This is a genomic window from Streptomyces sp. NPDC051582 (assembly GCF_040681715.1).
Taxonomy (GTDB): Bacteria; Actinomycetota; Actinomycetes; order Streptomycetales; family Streptomycetaceae; genus Streptomyces.
The window spans coordinates 212,213-230,837 of record NZ_JBFAZJ010000005.1; the positions used below are offsets into that span (position 1 = coordinate 212,213).

16 protein-coding genes, 1 tRNA gene and 1 pseudogene are annotated in these 18,625 nt (G+C 73.4%); 11 read left to right on the forward strand and 7 right to left on the reverse strand.

From position 1 onward, the window contains the following. The first annotated feature begins 57 nt into the window (after positions 1 to 57). The gene (locus tag AB0M92_RS09930; protein ID WP_366101588.1) at positions 58 to 603 is read left to right on the forward strand and encodes a hypothetical protein; all 546 of its coding nucleotides are present in this window, start codon (positions 58 to 60) and stop codon (positions 601 to 603) included. Between the two features lie 70 nt (positions 604 to 673). Here AB0M92_RS09930 and AB0M92_RS09935 read toward each other — a convergent pair whose 3' ends face one another. From AB0M92_RS09935 to AB0M92_RS09945, 3 genes are all read right to left on the reverse strand, one after another. Beyond that, positions 674 to 880 (reverse strand): cold-shock protein, encoded by a 207-nt coding sequence (locus AB0M92_RS09935; RefSeq protein WP_366101589.1) that lies wholly within the window; start codon positions 878 to 880, stop codon positions 674 to 676. Positions 881 to 1,009: 129 nt separating this feature from the next. Next, positions 1,010 to 1,819, reverse strand: a complete 810-nt coding sequence (locus AB0M92_RS09940; RefSeq protein WP_366101658.1) for a fused MFS/spermidine synthase — start codon at positions 1,817 to 1,819, stop codon at positions 1,010 to 1,012. A gap of 123 nt (positions 1,820 to 1,942) precedes the next feature. After that, positions 1,943 to 2,470, reverse strand: a complete 528-nt coding sequence (locus tag AB0M92_RS09945; RefSeq protein ID WP_366101590.1) for a hypothetical protein — start codon at positions 2,468 to 2,470, stop codon at positions 1,943 to 1,945. 275 nt (positions 2,471 to 2,745) lie between these two features. Here AB0M92_RS09945 and AB0M92_RS09950 point away from each other — a divergent pair, with 275 nt between their 5' ends. Continuing rightward, positions 2,746 to 4,041, forward strand: coding sequence for a tetratricopeptide repeat protein (locus AB0M92_RS09950; protein WP_366101591.1), 1,296 nt, complete (start codon positions 2,746 to 2,748; stop codon positions 4,039 to 4,041). Between the two features lie 66 nt (positions 4,042 to 4,107). Here AB0M92_RS09950 and AB0M92_RS09955 read toward each other — a convergent pair whose 3' ends face one another. Next, positions 4,108 to 4,704 carry a histidine phosphatase family protein gene (locus tag AB0M92_RS09955; RefSeq protein WP_099892133.1) on the reverse strand — a complete coding sequence of 199 codons (597 nt, stop codon included), beginning with the start codon at positions 4,702 to 4,704 and terminating at the stop codon, positions 4,108 to 4,110. A 114-nt stretch (positions 4,705 to 4,818) separates the two neighbouring features. Here AB0M92_RS09955 and AB0M92_RS09960 point away from each other — a divergent pair, with 114 nt between their 5' ends. The 7 genes and pseudogenes from AB0M92_RS09960 to AB0M92_RS09990 all read left to right on the forward strand — a co-directional run bounded on the left by AB0M92_RS09960 (position 4,819) and on the right by AB0M92_RS09990 (position 10,881). Beyond that, a complete protein-coding gene (locus AB0M92_RS09960) occupies positions 4,819 to 5,688 on the forward strand; it encodes a phosphatase PAP2 family protein (protein WP_366101592.1) in 870 nt (289 codons plus the stop codon). Next, positions 5,627 to 6,772, forward strand: coding sequence for a hypothetical protein (locus AB0M92_RS09965; RefSeq protein ID WP_366101593.1), 1,146 nt, complete (start codon positions 5,627 to 5,629; stop codon positions 6,770 to 6,772). Before AB0M92_RS09960 ends, AB0M92_RS09965 begins: the two co-directional genes overlap by 62 nt. Further along, positions 6,760 to 8,325 carry a hypothetical protein gene (locus AB0M92_RS09970; protein ID WP_366101594.1) on the forward strand — a complete coding sequence of 522 codons (1,566 nt, stop codon included), beginning with the start codon at positions 6,760 to 6,762 and terminating at the stop codon, positions 8,323 to 8,325. The genes AB0M92_RS09965 and AB0M92_RS09970 overlap by 13 nt, the downstream gene beginning before the upstream one ends. Continuing rightward, complete coding sequence (locus AB0M92_RS09975; RefSeq protein ID WP_366101595.1) at positions 8,322 to 9,668, forward strand: AAA domain-containing protein; 1,347 nt, start codon at positions 8,322 to 8,324, stop codon at positions 9,666 to 9,668. Before AB0M92_RS09970 ends, AB0M92_RS09975 begins: the two co-directional genes overlap by 4 nt. A gap of 85 nt (positions 9,669 to 9,753) precedes the next feature. Beyond that, positions 9,754 to 10,104: a hypothetical protein gene (locus AB0M92_RS09980; RefSeq protein WP_366101596.1), complete on the forward strand. Its 351-nt coding sequence runs from the start codon at positions 9,754 to 9,756 to the stop codon at positions 10,102 to 10,104. Positions 10,105 to 10,237: 133 nt separating this feature from the next. Then, positions 10,238 to 10,817: pseudogene (locus AB0M92_RS09985) on the forward strand (hypothetical protein). Beyond that, a tRNA-Lys gene (locus AB0M92_RS09990) sits at positions 10,808 to 10,881 on the forward strand. Before AB0M92_RS09985 ends, AB0M92_RS09990 begins: the two are co-directional and overlap by 10 nt. A gap of 59 nt (positions 10,882 to 10,940) precedes the next feature. Here the strand turns inward: AB0M92_RS09990 and AB0M92_RS09995 are convergent. Beyond that, positions 10,941 to 12,176, reverse strand: coding sequence for a M6 family metalloprotease domain-containing protein (locus AB0M92_RS09995; protein WP_366101597.1), 1,236 nt, complete (start codon positions 12,174 to 12,176; stop codon positions 10,941 to 10,943). A gap of 430 nt (positions 12,177 to 12,606) precedes the next feature. On the opposite strand from AB0M92_RS09995, the gene AB0M92_RS10000 reads away from it, so the two are divergent. Then, on the forward strand, positions 12,607 to 14,352 hold the full coding sequence (locus AB0M92_RS10000) for an EAL domain-containing protein (protein ID WP_366101598.1): 1,746 nt from the start codon (positions 12,607 to 12,609) through the stop codon (positions 14,350 to 14,352). Positions 14,353 to 14,480: 128 nt separating this feature from the next. On the opposite strand, the gene AB0M92_RS10005 is transcribed toward AB0M92_RS10000, so the two are convergent. Together AB0M92_RS10005 and AB0M92_RS10010 are read right to left on the reverse strand one after the other, a co-directional pair. After that, positions 14,481 to 16,178, reverse strand: coding sequence for a glycosyl hydrolase family 18 protein (locus AB0M92_RS10005; RefSeq protein WP_366101599.1), 1,698 nt, complete (start codon positions 16,176 to 16,178; stop codon positions 14,481 to 14,483). A 254-nt stretch (positions 16,179 to 16,432) separates the two neighbouring features. Further along, positions 16,433 to 17,584: an LLM class flavin-dependent oxidoreductase gene (locus AB0M92_RS10010; protein WP_366101600.1), complete on the reverse strand. Its 1,152-nt coding sequence runs from the start codon at positions 17,582 to 17,584 to the stop codon at positions 16,433 to 16,435. Positions 17,585 to 17,813: 229 nt separating this feature from the next. Between AB0M92_RS10010 and AB0M92_RS10015 the strand changes: the two genes are divergently transcribed. Continuing rightward, on the forward strand, positions 17,814 to 18,572 hold the full coding sequence (locus AB0M92_RS10015; protein ID WP_366101601.1) for an IclR family transcriptional regulator C-terminal domain-containing protein: 759 nt from the start codon (positions 17,814 to 17,816) through the stop codon (positions 18,570 to 18,572). The last annotated feature ends 53 nt before the right edge of the window (positions 18,573 to 18,625 follow it).

The window sequence follows — 18,625 nt, forward strand, 5'->3', positions numbered from 1 at the left end:
GGCGACCCCGCGGGGTGTCGGACCATCTCCGGGGCGGGTGGTGCAGTATGTGCCCTGATGCACCGAGGACTTGTTCACGCACTCGCCTGGACGCTGGCGACCGGGGCGGCGGTGACGCTGTCCTGGTGGGGCGTGCACACGGTCATGTCCGGAACGGCCTACGATCCGCCGCTCGCCGTGCCGCTGACCACGCAGCCGCTGTCCTCCTCGACGCACCGCGCGGCGGCTCCCTCGCCCGAACCGGCCACGGACGCCCCGTCCCCGTCCGCGGCCTCCCCCTCGGCTTCGCCCTCGCCCGCCGCCTCCGCCGCCAAACCCCCGCAGAAAGCGGCCCCGCCGAGCCCGGGCCCGGACGGGCAGCAGGGCGGCGGCGGGGATCCGGGCAAGGTGAAGGCCTACCCGGTCACGGGTGGCCGGGTGGTCTTCGACCTCGGCACGTCCTCGGCCGAGCTGGTCTCGGCCACGCCGGACGCCGGCTGGCAGATGCAGGTGTGGAAGCAGCCGTACTGGATCCGGGTCACCTTCACGAAGGCGGGCCGGGAGATGTCGGTCTTCTGCACCTGGAACGGCCACCCGCCGATGGTGGAGACGTACGAGGGCTAGGCCGTGTCTTCCGGATCAGAGCGGGCACCCTGATCCGGAAGACACGGCCTGGGCGCCTTCGCCCGGACCGTCAGCGCATGACGGTGATGTTCGACGCCTGGGGACCCTTCGCGCCCTGGCTGACGTCGTACTCGACCTTCTGGTTCTCCTGGAGCTCCTTGAAGCCGGCCCCCTGGATCTCGCTGTAGTGCGCGAAGACGTCCGCGGTGCCGTCCTCGGGGGCGATGAACCCGAAGCCCTTCTCGGCGTTGAACCACTTGACGGTGCCCTGAGCCATGTCTGTCTCCCTGCATTGCGGATGCCCGCGCGCCCCGGCGGGACGCTCGACTCGCAGACATACCCGCGCGCGGGGTGATCGGAGCGCAAGGTCATCCGTACGAGGGCGTGTCGCGAGGGACCGCGGTCCTCAGTGGAAGACCGACGGCGGGGGCTCCGGCGAGGCCACCGCCGAGGCGTCCGCGACCGGGGCCGCCCCGCCCGCGAAGTCGGCGAGGGCCCGGCCGTGCTCGACCCGGCCGGGATGCGGATCGCTCGCGACCCGGCGGGTGAACTCGGCGACCGGCAGCTCCCGGTCGGCGGCCACCAGCACCGCGTTGCCGAACCGTTTCCCCCGCCACACCACGGGATCGGCGGCCAGCGCCAGATGCTCGAAGCGCGAGGCGGCCGTCGCGATCTGGCCCTTCAGGTGCGCGAGCGGCGGCCCGTCCGCGAGGTTGGCCACGTACCAGCCGCCGGGCGCCAGGGCCCGCCGTACGCCGTCCAGGAACTCGGCGCTCGTCAGGTGCGCCGGGGTGCGCGCGCCGCTGAACACGTCCGCGATCACCAGGTCGGCCCAGCCGTCCGGCACCTTGGCCAGGCCCGCCCGCGCGTCCACCGCCCGGACCCGGACCCGCGCCTGCGGGTCCAGCGGCAGGTGTTCCCGTACGAAGGCCACCAGCGCGGCGTCGATCTCCACGACCTGCTGGGTCGAGCGGGGCCGGGCGGCGGCCGTGTAGCGCGCGAGGGTGAAGGCGCCGCCGCCCAGGTGCACCACGTTCAGGGGCTGCCGGGCGGGCGCGACGAGGTCGATGAGGTGGCCGATCCGCCGCTGGTACGCGAAGTCCAGGTATCCCGGATCGCCCAGGTCCACATGCGACTGCGGGGCTCCGTCGATGAGCAGCGTCCAGGCCCGCGCGCGCTCCCGGTCGGGAGCCAGCTCGGCGGTGCCGCCGTCCACCTGCCCGACGACCGCCTCGGAGCCCGCGCCCGCGCTCCCGCTCCCGCGTCCGCGCTGCCTGCCGCCGCCGCTGCCTTTGCCCTTGCCTGCCACCACCCCATTGTCGCCGGTCGGCGGCAGTCGTCAGCGACAGTTGTCCGCCGCTTCGATCAGGCGGGCGGCCTCGCCGAGCGCGGCGCGCAGCACTTCCGGGTCGGTGACCGGACCGACGGCTTCCGGGGGGAGCAGCCAGCCGGTGCCGCCGGCGGTGGGCGAGACGTCGCCGAAGCGCATGCCGCGTCCGTTGGTCTGGGTGCACGCGCTGCCCGGCATGTCCCAGGCGTCCGCGGTGCCGGGCGGGACGAGGAAGCCGAGGGTGTCGCCGGAGCCGTCGTGCAGCACCGGGCCGACCCCGCCGGCCAGGCTGGCGGCGCGGCGGATGATGTCCACGGCCTCCAGGCCCTGCCGGGTGGGCACGGTCACGAGGTCGGGCGCCTCGGCCGGAGCCTGCGGGGCCGCCGTGACGACGGCGGCCACCGGGACCACCGGGGCAACCGGTGCGGCCGGTGCGGCCGGGACCACCGGGGCGACCGCCACCGCCACGGCAGTCGCGGCCGGGACGGGGGTCGCGCCCGAAGACACGGGCGCGGTGTTCATTCCAGTGCTCTCCATGCCGCCCTCCACCAAGGGAACCCCTCCTCGATCCGCGTACGAGCGGGGCGGGAGTCACCTCACACCCCGCTCGGGCTCAACGCGCGAAAACGTCAACGGGTGCGGTGGCAAGACGCTGCAAAGGATGGCAGTTCATGGCGGATCGCGGGTGAGATATCCCTTTTGTAGCCAAACACCGCGTCAGCCCTCCGCCTCTGGCGGTACGTTCATGCGCGCCGGGACCTGCCCCATCCCGCGGAACCGGCGGTGCGTCCCTTGCCAGAGAGGCCACGTCCATGGCGGCGTTCCCCCACTCACCCAATCAGACGTTCCGGCGACTGCGCGACCGCAACTCCCCGGCCGAGTTCGCGGCCATGGTGCGCCGGGCCGCGAAGGAGATCGGAGAAACGGTTTCCTGCGACGCCCGCTACATCGGGCGGGTCGAGTCCGGCGAGATCCGCTGTCCCAACTACGCGTACGAGCGGGTCTTCCTGCACATGTTCCCCGGCCGGACCCTGGCCGACCTGGGCTTCTCCCCGCGCGAGGCGGTCCGCGGCCGGTCCGCGCAACGCTCCGCCCCTTTCACCCACAAGGAGAGCGACGTGCTGCGTCGCGCGTTCATGGCGGGCGGCTCCGCGACCGTGGCGGCCGCGACGCTCGGCTTCACCCTGCTCGGCGACACCCGCCGGCTGCCCTCACGGGCCGGGGAGTCCGAGGCGGCCGCCGTCGAGGAGGCCGTACGCCAGATCCGGCTGCTGGACGACCGGCACGGGGCCGACGCCCTGTACCGCAAGGCCGCCGAGCCCCTGCGCACCGCGTACGCGCTGCTGGACGCGGGGGCCACCCGGCAGTCCACCGAGGACCGGCTGCACTCGGGCGCCGGCGAACTGGCCATCTCCGTGGGCTGGCTGGCGCACGACTCCGGCCGCTTCGACGACGCCCGCTCCCACTACGCGGAGGCGTTGGCGACGGCCCGGGTCGCCGGGGACGCGGGTCTGGAGGCACACGCCTTCAGCAACATGGCCTTCCTGGCGCGGGACTGCGGGCGGCCGCGGGAGTCCGTACGGGCGGCCCAGGCGGGCCGTCGCGCCGCCCGCTCCCTCGGTTCCCCGCGGCTGCTGTCGCTGCTCGCCCTGCGCGAGGCGGGCGGCTGGGCGGGGCTGGCCGACCGCAAGGCCTGCGAGGAGGCGCTGACCCGGGCGCACACGGAGTTCTCGCGGGGCACGGCGGCCGCCGACCCGGAGTGGATGTCCTTCTTCGGCGAAGCCGAACTGGAGTCCCTGGAATCTCGGTGCTGGGCGGCCCTCGGGGAGCACGCCCGAGCGGCCCGGCACGCCCGCCGCGCGGCCGACCTCCAGGATCCGCACTTCGCCCGCAACGTCGCCCTCTACACGGCCGAGCTGGCCGACGACCTGGCGCGCGCGGGCGCCCCCGACGAGGCGGCCTGGGCGGGCGGCCGGGTCCTGGACCTGCTCACCGAGGTCCAGTCCACCCGGATCCAGTCCATGCTCTCGGGCACGGCCCGCGCCCTGGTCCCGCACCAGCGCAGTCCCCGCGTGGCCGCTTTCCTGACCCGCCACGCGGCGGTCTGACCGCCCGGAGCCGGCCACCGCCCCCAACGCCCCGGCCCACAAGGGGCCTCGACCCGCCCCGGAGCGTCAGAGGTCCAGGTGACCCGTGTCGTTCCAGCGCTCCAGGGCGGGGGCCCCGTACGCCCATCCCAGGACCGACAGCGAGGTGGGCTCCAGGCGGATGCGGGCGCCGAAGGAGGCCTCCAGGCCGAGCCAGCGGGCGGCCAGGGTGCGCAGGATGTGCCCGTGGGCGAAGACCAGCACGTCGCGCTCCGCCGAACGGGCCCAGGCGACGACCTCGTCGGCGCGGGCCGCGACGTCGGCCACCGACTCGCCGCCCGGCACGCCGTCGCGCCAGATCAGCCAGCCCGGGCGGATCGCCTGGATCTCGGCCGGGGTCATGCCCTCATAGTCGCCGTAGTCCCACTCCATCAGCGCGTGCCACGGGTCCGCCTGGGCACCGAAGCCCGCCAGGTCGCAGCTCTCGCTCGCGCGGACCAGCGGGCTCGTGCGGACCTCCACGCCGGGCAGGCCGTTCCAGGGGGCGCGGGCCAGCCGCTCGCCCAGCAGCTTCGCGCCGCGCCTGCCCTCCTCCAGCATGGGCACGTCCGTGCGTCCGGTGTGCTTGCCGAGCTGGGACCACGCCGTCTGGCCGTGCCGGGCCAGGAGGATGCGGGGGGCCATGGGAACTCCCGGTAAGTAGGTTTTCGTACGACTTTGGGCGATTGCGTCGTCCATCCATCATCCATCACATGAACACCAGGCAACCCACCTCCTCGCACAAGCGTCCTATCCCGTATGACTGATCGGCAGAAGCCCACCCGCTGGTGGGCCGAACTGCTGCTCCTGGGGCTCGTCTACGGCGCGTACACCGGTGGCAGACTCCTCGCCCGGGGTGACGTGCACCTCGCCGTCGGCCACGGCCTCTCCATCCTGCGGACCGAGGAGCTGCTGGGGCTCGACTTCGAACGGCCGCTCAACCGGCTGTTCTCGCAGCAGGGACTGCTCGGCATACCCGCCGACTTCATGTACGCCTCCCTGCACTACCTGGTCACCCCGGCCGTGCTGATCTGGCTGTACCTGCGCCGGCCGCGGCACTACCGCACGGCCCGCACCTGGCTCGTGGTCTCCACCCTCCTCGGGCTCGTCGGATTCACCCTGATGCCCACCTGCCCTCCGCGCCTGCTCGACGCCGGGCAGGGGTTCACCGACACGATGGCCCAGTACAGCGCGTACGGCTGGTGGGGCGCCGAGGCCAGCGCCCCGCGCGGACTCGGGGGCCTGACCAACCAGTACGCGGCCATGCCGAGCCTGCACGTCGGCTGGGCCCTGTGGTGCGGGGTGCTGCTCTGGCGGCACGGGCGCCACCCGCTGCTGCGGGCGCTCGGCATCGCCTATCCCGCCGTCACCGCGCTCGTGGTCATGGGCACCGCCAACCACTACTTCCTGGACGCGGCCGCCGGGGCCGCCGTGATGGCCGCCGGGTACGCGATCACGCGCCGGCTCTCCGCGCGGACGGCCCGGACACCGGCCCGGACACCGGCCCGAACAGCCGGTTTCCCCGGTACCGCCCCGATTGTCAGTGGCGGATGGGACACTTCCGCCCGTGAGCTCCTACCCGCCCAGCGGCCCGCCTCCGACGACGACACTGCGGCAGCGGCTCGCTGACCTGCGCGGCCCCGCCGTGCCGCCCCGCCCGCTCGACGCCCGCGCGTTGGCGGCGCTCGCCGCCAACCCCGGATGCGGCAGACGGGCCCTGCTCGACGGCGCCGGTGTGGACAAGACCGCCCTGGCCGCGGCCCTCGGCTCGCCCGCCGCCTTCGGCCAGTCGCAGTTCGCCATCGTCCGCGGGAACTCCTTCGAGGCCAGGGTCAAGGGCGACGGCGGGGCCGAGCTCCTGCGGCTCGTGCACGAGCACCTCGGCGCCGGATCCGAGCCGCCCGGCCCGGGCGCGCACGTCCCCGACCTGACGGCCGCCGGCCCCGAGGGCCGCGCCGCCCGCACCGCGCTCGCCCTGCGCGAGGCGACCGCCGCCGCGGTCGCGGACGGTACGTGGACCCTGCTGGACCACCCGATGCTGGCCCTGGAGGTGGCGGGCTCCCCCGCCTACCTGGAGCCCGACGCCGTCGTGGTGCACCCCGACGGCCGCTGGACCGTCGTGGAGATCAAATCGTTCCCGATGATCGACGGGGCCGCGGACGCCGCGAAGGTGGGCGCCGCCGCGCGGCAGGCGGCCGTCTACGTCCTGGCCCTGGAGAAGACCGCCGGGAAGCTGGCCTCCGCCGTGGTCGGGCACACGGTGCTGCTCGTCTGCCCGAAGGACTTCTCGAACCTCCCCGCCGCCTCGCCCGTCGACATCCGCCGCGAGCGGGCCGTGACCCGGCGCCAGCTGGAGCGGCTGACCCGGGTCGAGGAACTGGCCGCGGCCCTGCCCGAGGGGCTCAGCTTCGACCCGGCGCGCCCCGCCGAGGAGCTGACCGAGGCGGTCTCGGCCGTCTCCGCCGCCTACGCCCCCGAGTGCCTGGCCGCCTGCGAGCTGGCCTTCCACTGCCGGGAGCGGGCCCGCGCCGCCGACGCGGTGACCGCGCTGGGCCGTTCCGTACGCGGGGAGCTCGGCACGCTCACCACCGTCGAGGAGGCCCTCGCGGCCGCCGCCGGCTCCGGCGGCCCCGACGACCCGACGGCCGCCTCGCTGCACCACGCCGCCCGGCTGCGCGCCGAGGCCCTGGAGGCGGCCGCATGTCCCTGCTGACCACCCTCGCGCGCCTGGAGGCCGTCCGGGCGGGCCGGGCCCGGCCGCTGGCGACCGTGCGGCACCGGCACCTGAGCGAGCGCCCGCTGGTCCTCGTACCCCTGACCACGGCGGGCGAGGCCGGGGCCCCGCTCGGCGTGCTGGTCGGCACGGATCCCGCGCGGCCGCGGCTGCTGGTGGTCCCGCAGCCGCGCGACCGGGACCTGCGCTGGGCGTTCCTGGCGGACCTGGCGGACGTGGTCCTGCCGTACGTGGACGGGTACGCGGACGACGTCGAGTACGTGGAGCGCACCGAGACCGACCCGGACACCGGCGCCAAGAGCAAGGTCGCCGCCGAGCTCTGCCTGGACGCACCGCAGCTGATCGTGCCGAGCCGGGCCGGAATCGAGTACGTACGGCTGCTGGGGCGGTCGATGCGGTTCCGGCGGACGGCCGAGGAGGAGCCGGAGAATCCGTATCCGGCGCCCACCCGGGTACCGCTGCTGGGACGCTGGTTCACGCACCTCGGCGAGCGCTCCCGCGTCCCCGGGGCCTCGATGCTGCTGTCGGCGACGGAGCTGCTCGGACGCCACTGGGCCACCGGCCAGAGCAATCTGGAGGACCAGCACCTGGGCGCCCTGCTGTCGTGGATAGCCCCGCCGGAGGGGGAATCGGGCGCGGAGGCCGCCGTGCGGGCCGAGCTCGGCCGCGACCGGGACGGGCAGCTGCTGGTGCCGCCCGCCGGACCCGCCACCGACCCGGCCTTCGACAACAAGCTGCTGGCCCCGGCCATGGCCCGCTACGACACGGCGCGCTCCGGGGACGATCCGAAGGCCGTGGCCCGCGCCGAGGCGGTCGTCCGCGAGCTCGTCGCGGAGCAGATGCGGCCCGCCTGGCGGGCGGTGTGGCGGTCGCTGGAGCTGCTGCGCGCGCTGCCGGCCGGGGAGCGGGCCGAGGAGCGCTGGACCCGCGACCGCTGGTCGTACACCGGCCACCGCGACCGGATCCGGGCGGGCGAGCCCCCTCAGCCGCGCCGCGACGACGCGGTGACGGCGGCGCAGAAGCTGGCGACGCGGGAGACCGAGCAGGTACGGCTCGACGCCCAGGAGGCGCTGGACGATCCGCTGGTGATGGCGGGCCGTCGGCTGTCGGGCGAGGCCTTCGCGGGCGAGGTCACCGAGGTCGTGATGGAGTGGACGGAGTCGAAGCGGCCGAGTCCGCGCCCGCTGGTGACGGTGGCCACGGAGGACCGTCCGCAGCTCACGGAGGGCGGCGGCAAGGTGTTCCGCTCGCTGGAGGGCCGCCCGCAGGCGGCGCAGTTCGTCCGCTTCGAGGAGGACGGCCGGCTCCTCGTACTGCGGCTGCTGGACAAGATGGGCCGCGGCAGGGAGCCGGAGCCGGGCTCGGTTCCGCAGAAGGGCGACCGGGTCTGCTGGACGCTGTTCGAGCACGACGCGCGCGGCGGCCCGAAGCTGCCGGACCCGGAGAAGACCCCGTGGACCCACGGCGGCCCGCCGCGGTCCCGGGCCGCCGCTCCCCTGCCCGACGCCGTGACGGACGAGGACATCCTGTGAGCACCGCATCCGAGCAGCGATTCGACCCGGGGGCCCTGGCCGCCGAGGCGACCGCCGCCATCCTGCGCGACACCCTGCACGGCAGCGAGCGCGGCGTCGTCGTCGACTCCCCGCCCGGGGCGGGCAAGTCCACGCTCGTGGTGCGGGCCGCCCGGGAGCTGGCCGCGGCCGGGCGCCGGCTGATGGTGGTCGCGCAGACCAACGCGCAGGTCGACGACCTGGTGCTGCGGCTCGCCGGCAAGGACCCGGAGCTGAAGGTCGGCCGGCTGCACAGCAGCGAGGGCGACGCGTACGACCCGGCGCTGCGCGAGCTGCCCTCGGTCACCCTCTCGGCCAAGCCGAAGGACCTCGCGGAGCTGCCGATCACCATCTCGACGGCGGCGAAGTGGGCGTACGTGAAGGACGCCGAGCCCTGGGAGCACGCCATCGTCGACGAGGCGTACCAGATGCGCTCGGACGCGCTGCTGGCCGTGGCCGGGCTGTTCGACAGGGCCCTGTTCGTGGGCGACCCGGGGCAGCTGGACCCGTTCAGCGTGGTCGGAGCCGAGCAGTGGGCCGGGCTGTCGTACGACCCTTCGGCGAGCGCCGTCAGCACCCTGCTGGCGCACAACCCGCAGCTGCCGCAGCACCGGCTGCCGGTGTCCTGGCGGCTCCCGGCGTCGGCCGCGCCGCTGGTCTCTCGGGCGTTCTACCCGTACACGCAGTTCCGCAGCGGTACGGGTCCGGGCGCGCGGAGGCTGTCGTACGGGGTGGCCGGCGACGGCTCCGGTCCCGACCGGGTGCTGGACGAGGCCGCCGAGTCGGGCTGGGGCCTGCTGGAGCTGCCCGCGCGGCACACGCCGCGGACCGACCCCGAGGCCGTACGGGCGGTGGCCCTGGTGGTCCGGCGGGCGCTGGACCGGGGCGCGGTGACGGCGGACGAGCAGTCCGAGGTCCCCACCGCCCTGACGGCCGACCGGATCGCGGTCGGCACGGCGCACCGGGACCAGGCGGCGGCGGTCCGCGCCGCCTTGGCGGACCTGGGCGTCACCGGGGTCACGGTGGACACCGCGAACCGGCTCCAGGGGCGGGAGTACGACCTGACGGTGGTGCTGCACCCGCTGTCGGGCCGCCCGGACGCGACGGCGTTCCACCTGGAGACGGGCCGCCTGTGCGTCCTGGCCTCGCGGCACCGGCACGCCTGCGTGGTGGTGGCCCGGGCGGGGATAGCCGAGCTGCTGGACGACCACCCCTCCACGGAGCCGGTCCAGTTGGGCGTCACGGTGAAGTTCCCTGACGGCTGGGAGGCCAACCACTCGGTCCTGGCCCACCTCGCGGAGCACCGGGTCGCCTGGAGGCCCTGACGGGCCCCAAGGCGGCGCTCTTGCGCGGCGTTGGACAATGGAGGGTGGCCCGGAAGGATCCCCCACGCGCACCAGGAGGACACGCATGGCAGAGCCCGAGCGGACGACCGAGCGGAAGCCGCGGCCCGCGCCGCTGCTCTTCGAGCCCTCGGAGGCCGCCACGGACCCGGAGCACTTCTTCGACCTGGAGTCGATCGAGGACCCGCGGGAGCTGCTGGCCCGCGCCACCGAGCTGACGCTCGCCTTCCGGGCGGCGCAGGAGCGGGCGGTGGAGTTCCAGGCCCTGGCCGCCGCGCAGCTCGCCGATCCGCGCCGGTTCGACCGGCTGCCGCCTGCGGAGATCGCCGAGCAGGCGGACTGGACCGAGGACTACGCGCTCAAGATGATCGAGTTCGGCGAGTCCCTCCAACGCGAAGCGGGCACGGACGCTCCCTAGGGTGTGTCGCGATGCCGTGTCGGGCGGCGCATCTGGCATATGCGGGGCGCAACATAGCCCACCGTCCCCCACCCTGTCCGGGTTTTGCGTAACTCCCGGAAACCGGATCGCTACGCCCGGTAGACCGGTCCGCATGACGACGCTGACGACGGCACCCGCCTGCCCCACCCCGCACGCACGCACCGCCACCCACGTCACCCCCCAGGGCGCCGCCTGGCTCGCCTCCGCGTCGGCGCACCCGCACAGCACCCTCGCGCGCTGGGAGGCGCGGGCCACCGCCCCCGCCGTGCTGCCCTGTGGGACCGCCTTCGACGTCGTCAACGTCCCCCTCGTCCTCGGCCGCCGCATGCTCGACCTGCTCTGGGCCGAGGGCCCCGGCTCCGGGCCCGTCGCCGTGCACCGCGGGCGGATGCTCCTCTTCACCTCCACCGGGACCGCGCACCGCCTCCCCGCGCTGCTGGCCTGGGAAGAGTGGGGCAGCTCCGTGCCCGCGCCGTTGTGCCACGGTCACGGGGACGCCGTCACCGTGCCGCCGCTCGACGCCACCCCCGGCCCGTCCCGCTGGGTCGTCGCCCCCGACACCCGCACCCCCTGGCTGCCCGGACCCGAGGCGCTCCTGTGGGCGTACCTGCGCGCCGCCCGAGCTGCGGATATCGATTTTTCCTTCCGGCCGTCTCCCTGCTAATGTCTTCCTCGTCACCAAGCGCCGCTAGCTCAGTTGGTTAGAGCAGCTGACTCTTAATCAGCGGGTCCGGGGTTCGAGTCCCTGGCGGCGCACAGACGGAAGAAGGCCCCCACGCGAGTGGGGGCCTTCTTCGTGTTCCGACTCCGCCGCACTACGTGGTGATCTTCACCGTGTACGCGCCGGACGGGGTCCGGTCCGCCACCTCGATCCTGATCCGCTCCCCCGGCACCGTGAACGCCTCCCCCACCTCCAGCGGCGCGTCCGCCAGCGGCGGGTACACCGAGCGGTCCCAGCACGCCTCCGAGCCCGGATGCCCGTCGAGCACCTCGATCGGCCCGCCGCCCGAAGCCGCCTCGTTGCGCACCCGGTAGACCAGGACCCCCTCCGTACAGGTGTCCCCGTCGTTGCCGGCGGAGCCCCGCGCCTCGACCGCGATGGCGCTGCCCGTACCCGTACGGATCACGGCGAGCCGGGTCCCGCCCGTGGCGCCCGGCGCCGGGGCCTGGGCCAGGGGCAGCAGGGTGTGCAGCGAGGAGCCGGACTGCACGCAGTCCACCTGGGAGGAGTCGAGCCAGCCCAGCTTCCACTTGTGCCAGGCGAACAGGTCCGGCGCCATCCCGAACTGGCTGCCCATGACGTCCCAGTCGCCGACGTACGTGTCCCAGTCGCCCTTGCCGTCGCTCGGCCGGTGGTAGAGGTCGGGCAGGTCGAAGACGTGCCCGGTCTCGTGCGCGAGCACGTTGCGGTCCGGGGGGTGCCGCTCGAAGACGGTCACGATCCGCCGCAGGTCCGTCCCGTCCGCCCGGATCGGCCGGTCGAAGTTGACGACCTTCGTGGCGTCCGAGTCCACCCCGGGCGCGTCCGGGTCGGCGACGAAGTACACGACGTCGTACTGCGAGAAGTCCACCTCCCGGTCGGCGGCCGCGACCGCGTCCCGCAGGTACGCCGCCCGGTCCTGGGCCGCCCAGTCACGCTGTATCCCGTACGCCGTCGACGGCTTGGGCATCCGGATCCACCGCTGCTGCGGGTGCGGCTCCAGACGGAACCTCCCGTACGAGGCCCGCTCGAAGAAATCGCTGGTCGCGGGGAAGTAGTCGCCCGTCAGCTGCTCGGTCGTCAGGGTGGTCCGGTGATCGGGGAAGGAGAGGAAGACCATGACCGCGTGGAGGGTGCGCTCCGGCTTGGGATAGGCGCGGTTCCAGGTGTCGAGGCCCAGGGAGTGGTGCGCCGACGTGCGGGTGAGGGCACACGGCGCGGCTCCCGGATCGGCGACCGCGGGACCCGCGACGAGCGACATGGCGGCGAGTGCCGTCAGGGAGGTGAGCGCGGCCGCCGTACTCGTCATGCGGGAGCGTTCCACTCCCCCGGGTGTCTGCTGTCGCGGCACATCGACCTCCGGTGGTGGATTCGTACCATCTCGCTCCACCCTGAGGGGATTGTCTTACTAATGCCCTGTTCCGCTGCCCCACAAGAGTGAGCACTACGGCAAGCCGGTGACCCGGGGGGTTCACCCACATGCCTACAGAACGTCACGACCGATCACCGGAGATCAGCAGGGGACTTCCGCTGCTCAGAGCTGCGCAGAAACGATCGCCCGGGATCCGCCCGAAGAGGCGTCAGCACGCCGAAGTCCCGTGCCCCGCACGGCGACGCCGCTGGATAGGGCCGTACGGTGCCTCTATGATCGGCACACTTTCCTGCACGGACACTCACGAGCACTGCGGGAGCCAACGGTGAGCGGAACCTCAGAGGGAACCGGTTCGGCGGCCGACAGCATCCGATCGGCCACTACGGAGCGTCACCAAGCAGTGCCGGCCATGCCGACAACGCCGACCCGCACCGAGTCCGAACTGCGCGATTACCGGGCCGCCTTCAACGCGGCCCACCTCGCCATGGCCGTCGTCGACCGCTCCGGGCACGTCGTCGCCGCCAACGCGGCGCTGGCCGGGCTGCTCGGGGCGGAGCCGCACGCGCTCGTCGAGCAGTGTGCGGCCGACCTGGTCGACCTGGGTGCCGAGGCCCGTACCTGGCAGGCGTACCAGGAGGTGCTCCGCGGCCGGCAGGCCAGGCTGCGCTGCACCCGCCGGCTCAAACACCCCGACGGGCACTCGCTCTGGACCGAGGTCACCCTCGGGCCCGTGCCCGGCACCCGGGACGTGCTGCTGTCCGTCGCGGACATCAGCGACCGCCGCGACCTCCAGGCCCGGCTGCGGCACCTCCAGATGCACGACCCGGTCACCCGGCTGCCCAACCGGGCGCTGTTCTTCGAGCGGCTCTCCGCCGCCCTGGAGGCCTCCTCGTACGAGCAGGGCGGCACCGGCCGGATCGGCCTGTGCTACCTCGACCTCGACGGGTTCAAGGCCGTCAACGACACCCTGGGCCACCGGGTCGGCGACCGGCTGCTGACCGCCGTCGCGGCCCGGCTGACCCAGTGCGCCGACCAGTCCGGGTACGGGCGCACCGGCGGGCACCTGGTGGCGCGGCTCGGCGGCGACGAGTTCGCCCTGCTGGTCGAGGACTCCACCGGCACCGAGCAGCTCGCCGACCTGGCGCAGAGCGTGCTGGCCGCCGTACAGGAGCCGTTCGACCTGGCCGGGCAGCGGCTGTCGGTCTCGGCGTCGATCGGCGTGGTGGAGCGGGCCGCGGACGGGACCTCGGCGACCGGGCTGATGCAGGCCGCGGACACGACCCTGTACTGGGCGAAGGCGGACGGCAAGGCCCGCTGGACGCTCTTCGACCCGGAGCGCAACGCGCACCGGATGACCCGCCAGGCGCTGACCTCGACCCTGCGGCCGGCCGTGGAGCGGGGTGAGTTCGCGCTGGAGTACCAGCCGCTCGTGGACCTGGAGAGCGGCACGGTGCGCGGGGTGGAGGCGCTGGTGCGCTGGAACCACCCGCAGTTCGGCATGTTGACGCCGAATCGGTTCATCGGAATTGCGGAAGAGGACGGTTCCATCGTCCAGCTGGGTCGGTGGGTGCTGCGGACCGCGTGCCGGCAGGCCCGGCGCTGGCAGATCGAGCAGCCCAGCGACTCCCCGGTCTTCGTCTCCGTCAACGTGGCGGTCCGCCAGGTGTGGGACTCCGACCTGGTCGGCGACGTGGCGGAGATCCTGGCCGAGACCGGGCTGGCCCCGCAGCTGCTCCAGCTGGAGCTGACGGAGTCGGCCGTGATGGGCTCCGCCGGGCGGCCGCTCCAGGCCCTCCAGGCGCTGAGCGACATGGGCGTGCGGATCGCCATCGACGACTTCGGCACCGGGTACTCGAACCTGGCGTACCTGAGCCGGCTGCCGGTGTCCGTGCTGAAGCTGGACGGCTCCTTCGTACGGGGCTTCCGCTACGAGGAGGGCACCCACCCGAACCCGGCCGACGAGACCATCGTCGAGGCCCTCGTGCAGCTCGCGCACCGGCTGGGGCTCACCGTGACGGCGGAGTGCGTGGAGACCGCGGGCCAGGCGGCCCGGCTGCGCCGCGTCGGCTGCGACACGGGCCAGGGCTGGCTGTACTCGCGCGCGGTGGCCCCGGAGCTGATCGCCGAGATGATCGGCACCCGCCCCGGGGCCTGAACCGCGGGACCGGGCCGGGCCGGACCGCACGGGAGGGGTGCGGGCCGGGACCGGCAGCAGGCCCGCCCCGCACCCCTCCTGTGCGGGGGTGCGGGGCGGGCTGCCGCTCGGCGCGGGGTGGGGGGAGATCAGCAGGCGCCGAGGTCCTTCCAGACACCCCATTCACCGGTCGTGCCGGGCTCCTCGTTCTGCGTCCACCACTGGGCCTTCCACTTGTGGCCCTTGTGCGAGACCTCGTTGCCTCCGGTGTAGACGGTCCCCGCGACGTACGCCGGTGCCGGGCAGCCCGAGGTGGGCGGCGTGGTCGGCGGAGTCGTCGGCGGGGTGGTCGCAGGCGTCGTGGGAGGCGTGGTGGGCGGAGTCGTCGGAGGCTGCGTGGTGCCGCCGAGGGCGTCCGAGATCTGGTTGAACAGCGTGGTGTTGGCGTCCAGGCCGAGCAGGGAGTACATCATCGCGCCGGCCAGGCCGCGCTGCTTGCCGTAGTCGACCCGGGCCTGGATGGCCTTCTGGTTGAGGCCGGTGAAGAACTCGCCGTCCTTGTAGAAGTACGCGGCCTTGGCCTGGTCGTCCCAGAAGGTGGCCGCCGGGTTGTCGACGATGCCGCCGAGCTCCTTGTAGTTGGCGATGCCGGCCTGCTGGCTGGTGGGCCGGGCCGCGGAGGCGCCGGTCGCGGACTGCGCGAGACCGCCTGCGGTCCCGGCGGGGACGCCCTTCCAGCCGCGGTAGTAGAACTCGTAGCCCAGCGTCAGCTTGTTGGCGGGGAAGCCGCCGGTGATGCCGTAGGCCGCGTTGCCGTCGATCCAGGAGTCGATCGCGTTGTCGATGCTGTACTTCTGGGTGCCCGGGGCGATCGGGTCCGTCGGGTCGTTGGCACCGGAGTACAGCGGGGACTGGTGGTACGTCGGCCCGTCGCCGTCCCAGGCGCCGTGCATGTCGTACGTCATGATGTTCGCGTAGTCGAGGTACGCGCCGATCTTGTCCGTCTCGATGTACTTGATCTTGTCCTGGCCGGCCGGGAGGGCCGAGGTCAGCAGGTACTTCTTGCCGCCGTTGGCCGCGCCGTAGGCGTCGAGCTGCTCGCGGAACTCCTTGAGCAGGAGCGTGAAGTTCTGCTTGTCCTCGGGGGCGTAGTGGTTGCCCAGGTGGCCGCCCGCGGAGCCGGGGTACTCCCAGTCGATGTCGATGCCGTCGAAGATGCCGGCCGCGCTGCCCGGACCGCCGTAGCCGCCGTCGACCGGCAGGTTGCCCTTGATGTACTGGTCGATGCAGGAGGAGACCAGCTTCTTGCGGGAGGCGTCGGTCTTCGCCGCGTCGCTGAAGTACTTCGAGTACGTCCAGCCGCCGATCGAAATGTTGATCTTCAGGTTCGGGTACTTGGCCTTCAGCTGCTTGAACTGGTTGAAGACGCCGACGATCGGCTGGTCCCACTTGTCGGCGACGCCGCTGACGCTGTCCGCCGCGCTGAAGGACTTCTGGTAGTCGGCGTACGAGTCGCCCGCGCCGTCACCGGCGTTGGGGTTGTTGTCGTCGCCCGCCGCCTTGTTCGCCTCGAAACAGGTGAGGTTGGTGGGGTGGATGTTGCCGAACGAGTAGTTGATGACGTCCAGCTTGCCCGCTATGCCGCGGGTGTCGAGGTGCTTGGGGTAGAAGGCGTTCCCGTACACGCTCCACTGGTCGTAGTACGCGATCTTGACGTTGCCGCCTGCGCCCGCGGCGGTGGCCGCACCGGCGGCCTGCGCGGTGCCGAGCCCCGCGAAGCCTGCCAGCGCTCCGGCTGCCAGCGCGGCCGTGGCGGCGGCCGCGATGAGGGGTTTACGGATGTGCATGAACTGCCTCCGGGGGGTGGGAGGGGGAAGCGAGAGGTTCGGGTGGGAGAAGAGATAGCGATCACCCGAGGTCCGAGTCAATGGTTTGGACCAAAGAAGGACTAGACCACTCGCCACGCAAACGCCCTCGTCAGAGCCCTGCGGGCAGAAGAAGAACCGCCCGCCACCCCGGGTGACGAGCGGTTTAAGGGTGCCTTAGGACACCCTTCCGCAAGGTTTCGGCAACAAACCAGCCGAACTCCGTTCGCGCGCGATCAATCAGCTGACGGGGCCTCCGCCGGCATCCCGTACGCGTCCGCGACGAGTTCGTACGAGCGCAGACGGGCCGCGCCGCCGTGCGCGTTGGCGGTCAGCATCAGCTCGTCGGCGCCCGTGCGCTCGGCCAGGCCGTCGAGGCCGGCACGGACCTCGTCGGGCGTGCCGTGGACCACGTTCGCGAGCCAGCCGTCCACGAACTCCCGCTCCAGCGGGGAGAATCCGTAGGCCGCCGCCTCCTCGGGCGTCGGGACCAGACCGGGCCGGCCGCTGCGCAGCCGCAGCATCGACAGCGCGCCCGTGAGCACTTGGGCGCGGGCCTGCCCGTCGGTGTCGGCGGCGAGCGCCGAGACCCCGATCACGGCGTACGGGGCGTCCAGTACGGCCGAGGGGCGGAAGGTCTGGCGGTAGAGGTCCAGTGCGGGCAGGGTGCCGGCCGCCGAGAAGTGGTGCGCGTACGCGAACGGCAGGCCGAGCTCGGCGGCGAGGCGGGCGCTGAACCCGGAGGAGCCGAGCAGCCACAGCGGCGGCCGCCCGGCGGGGCCCTGCACGGGACCCGGCACCGCGTGCACGCGGGCGTACGGGTGCCCGTCGGGGAAGTCGTCGTCGAGGAAGCGGGTGAGCTCCGCGAGCTGCCGGGGGAACGCCTCGGCGGCCTCGTCGAGGCGGCCGGGTCCGCGCAGGGCGGCGGCCGTGCGGCCGTCGGTGCCGGGCGCGCGGCCGAGCCCGAGGTCGATCCGGCCCGGGGCGAGCGCCTCCAGGGTGCCGAACTGCTCGGCGATGGCGAGCGGCGCGTGGTTGGGCAGCATGACCCCGCCCGAGCCGAGCCGGATGCGGGAGGTGTGGGCGGCGAGGTGGGCCAGGATGACCGCCGGGGAGGAGCTGGCCACCCCGGGCATGGAGTGGTGCTCGGCGACCCAGTGGCGGTGGTAGCCGCGGGACTCGGCGAGGCGGGCGATGTCGACGCTCGTACGCAGGGAGTCGTAGGCGGTGCTGCCGCTGCCGACCGTGACGAGGTCGAGCACCGAGAGCGCCACCGGCGCGTCGCCGCGTACGGCGCCCCGGATCGGATCCCGGTGGGCCCCGCGCCCTCCGCGATCTTCGCGGCCGTCCCCGTCCGCACCCCGACCCGCGTCCCCGGTGTCACTCATCGTCGCTCCCGCCTCGCTCCGCCGTCCGTACGAAGAACTCGAACCATCGGCGGGGCGCGGGCATTCCCGGCATCCCCGGACAGCGGGCGTGACCTTGGCATATGCCAATGGTGCGGACGCGGACGGAGGGACGTGAATGAGCCATCAATCTCATCAACAGGCGCTCCACGTGGGCCTCTTGATGGCTATCGTGGTAGGGCAAGCGGTAACAACCTGCTAGGGGGAAACCGTGGCGCTGAAGCCCGAGCCGACCGCGCCGTTCCACTCGGTGCAGTACGCCCTGCGCGTACTCGAAACGATCGCCCGCCACACCGGCGGTGTGACCGACGTACAGATCGCGCGTGAGACCGGCCTGCCCGCGGTCCATCTCGCCCCCATGCTCCTCATGCTCCGCCGCGAGGGGTACGTACTCCAGGTGTCGGACGGCGCCTACGCCATAGGCGACTCCCTCGTGCTGCTCGGCTCCGGCATAGACAGGCAGCAGGCCCTCCATAGCAAGCTCCAGGAGACCCTGGACCGGCTCAGGGACTCGGTGGGCGCGGCGGTCTACATCAGCCGGTACGTGGACGGCGAGGTGAAGATCACGCAGTTCGCGGACAGCCCGCGCACCCCGAAGGTGCACGAGTGGGTCGACTTCCGCTCCGCGGCGCACGCGAGCGCGGTCGGCAAGTGCCTGCTGACGCAGCTCGACCAGAACGGACGGCGCGACCACCTCTCGCGGCACAAGATCGCCCGGCTCACGTCGAAGACGATCGTGAACGAGCGGATCCTCTTCTCCAAGCTGGACGCGCAGCCGGCCACGGTTCCGGTGCTGGACCTCCAGGAGTACGCGGTGGGCACCGTCTGCGCCGCCGTGCCGATCACGGCCGGGGCCTCGGTGGGCTGCCTGGCCCTGTCGATGCCGGTCGAGCACGCGCACCGGCTGCGGGCCGCCGCGGAAGCGCTGAACCGCAAGGCCGCGCCCCTGCTGCTGTCCCTCACGCTCTGACCGGGTTCCGGGCCGCGGGGGGTGCGGAGGGACCGGAAAACACTTCGGGCGGT

Excerpts from the sequence above, each read along its gene's own strand:
- AB0M92_RS09950 (WP_366101591.1), top strand. The coding sequence starts at position 2,746 with ATGGCGGCGTTCCCCCACTCACCCAATCAGACGTTCCGGCGACTGCGC.
- AB0M92_RS10005 (WP_366101599.1), bottom strand. The coding sequence starts at position 16,178 with ATGCACATCCGTAAACCCCTCATCGCGGCCGCCGCCACGGCCGCGCTG.
- AB0M92_RS09930 (WP_366101588.1), top strand. The coding sequence starts at position 58 with ATGCACCGAGGACTTGTTCACGCACTCGCCTGGACGCTGGCGACCGGG.
- AB0M92_RS09970 (WP_366101594.1), top strand. The coding sequence starts at position 6,760 with ATGTCCCTGCTGACCACCCTCGCGCGCCTGGAGGCCGTCCGGGCGGGC.
- AB0M92_RS09945 (WP_366101590.1), bottom strand. The coding sequence starts at position 2,470 with ATGGAGAGCACTGGAATGAACACCGCGCCCGTGTCTTCGGGCGCGACC.
- AB0M92_RS09960 (WP_366101592.1), top strand. The coding sequence starts at position 4,819 with ATGACTGATCGGCAGAAGCCCACCCGCTGGTGGGCCGAACTGCTGCTC.
- AB0M92_RS09980 (WP_366101596.1), top strand. The coding sequence starts at position 9,754 with ATGGCAGAGCCCGAGCGGACGACCGAGCGGAAGCCGCGGCCCGCGCCG.
- AB0M92_RS09935 (WP_366101589.1), bottom strand. The coding sequence starts at position 880 with ATGGCTCAGGGCACCGTCAAGTGGTTCAACGCCGAGAAGGGCTTCGGG.
- AB0M92_RS10000 (WP_366101598.1), top strand. The coding sequence starts at position 12,607 with ATGCCGACAACGCCGACCCGCACCGAGTCCGAACTGCGCGATTACCGG.
- AB0M92_RS09955 (WP_099892133.1), bottom strand. The coding sequence starts at position 4,704 with ATGGCCCCCCGCATCCTCCTGGCCCGGCACGGCCAGACGGCGTGGTCC.
- AB0M92_RS10010 (WP_366101600.1), bottom strand. The coding sequence starts at position 17,584 with ATGAGTGACACCGGGGACGCGGGTCGGGGTGCGGACGGGGACGGCCGC.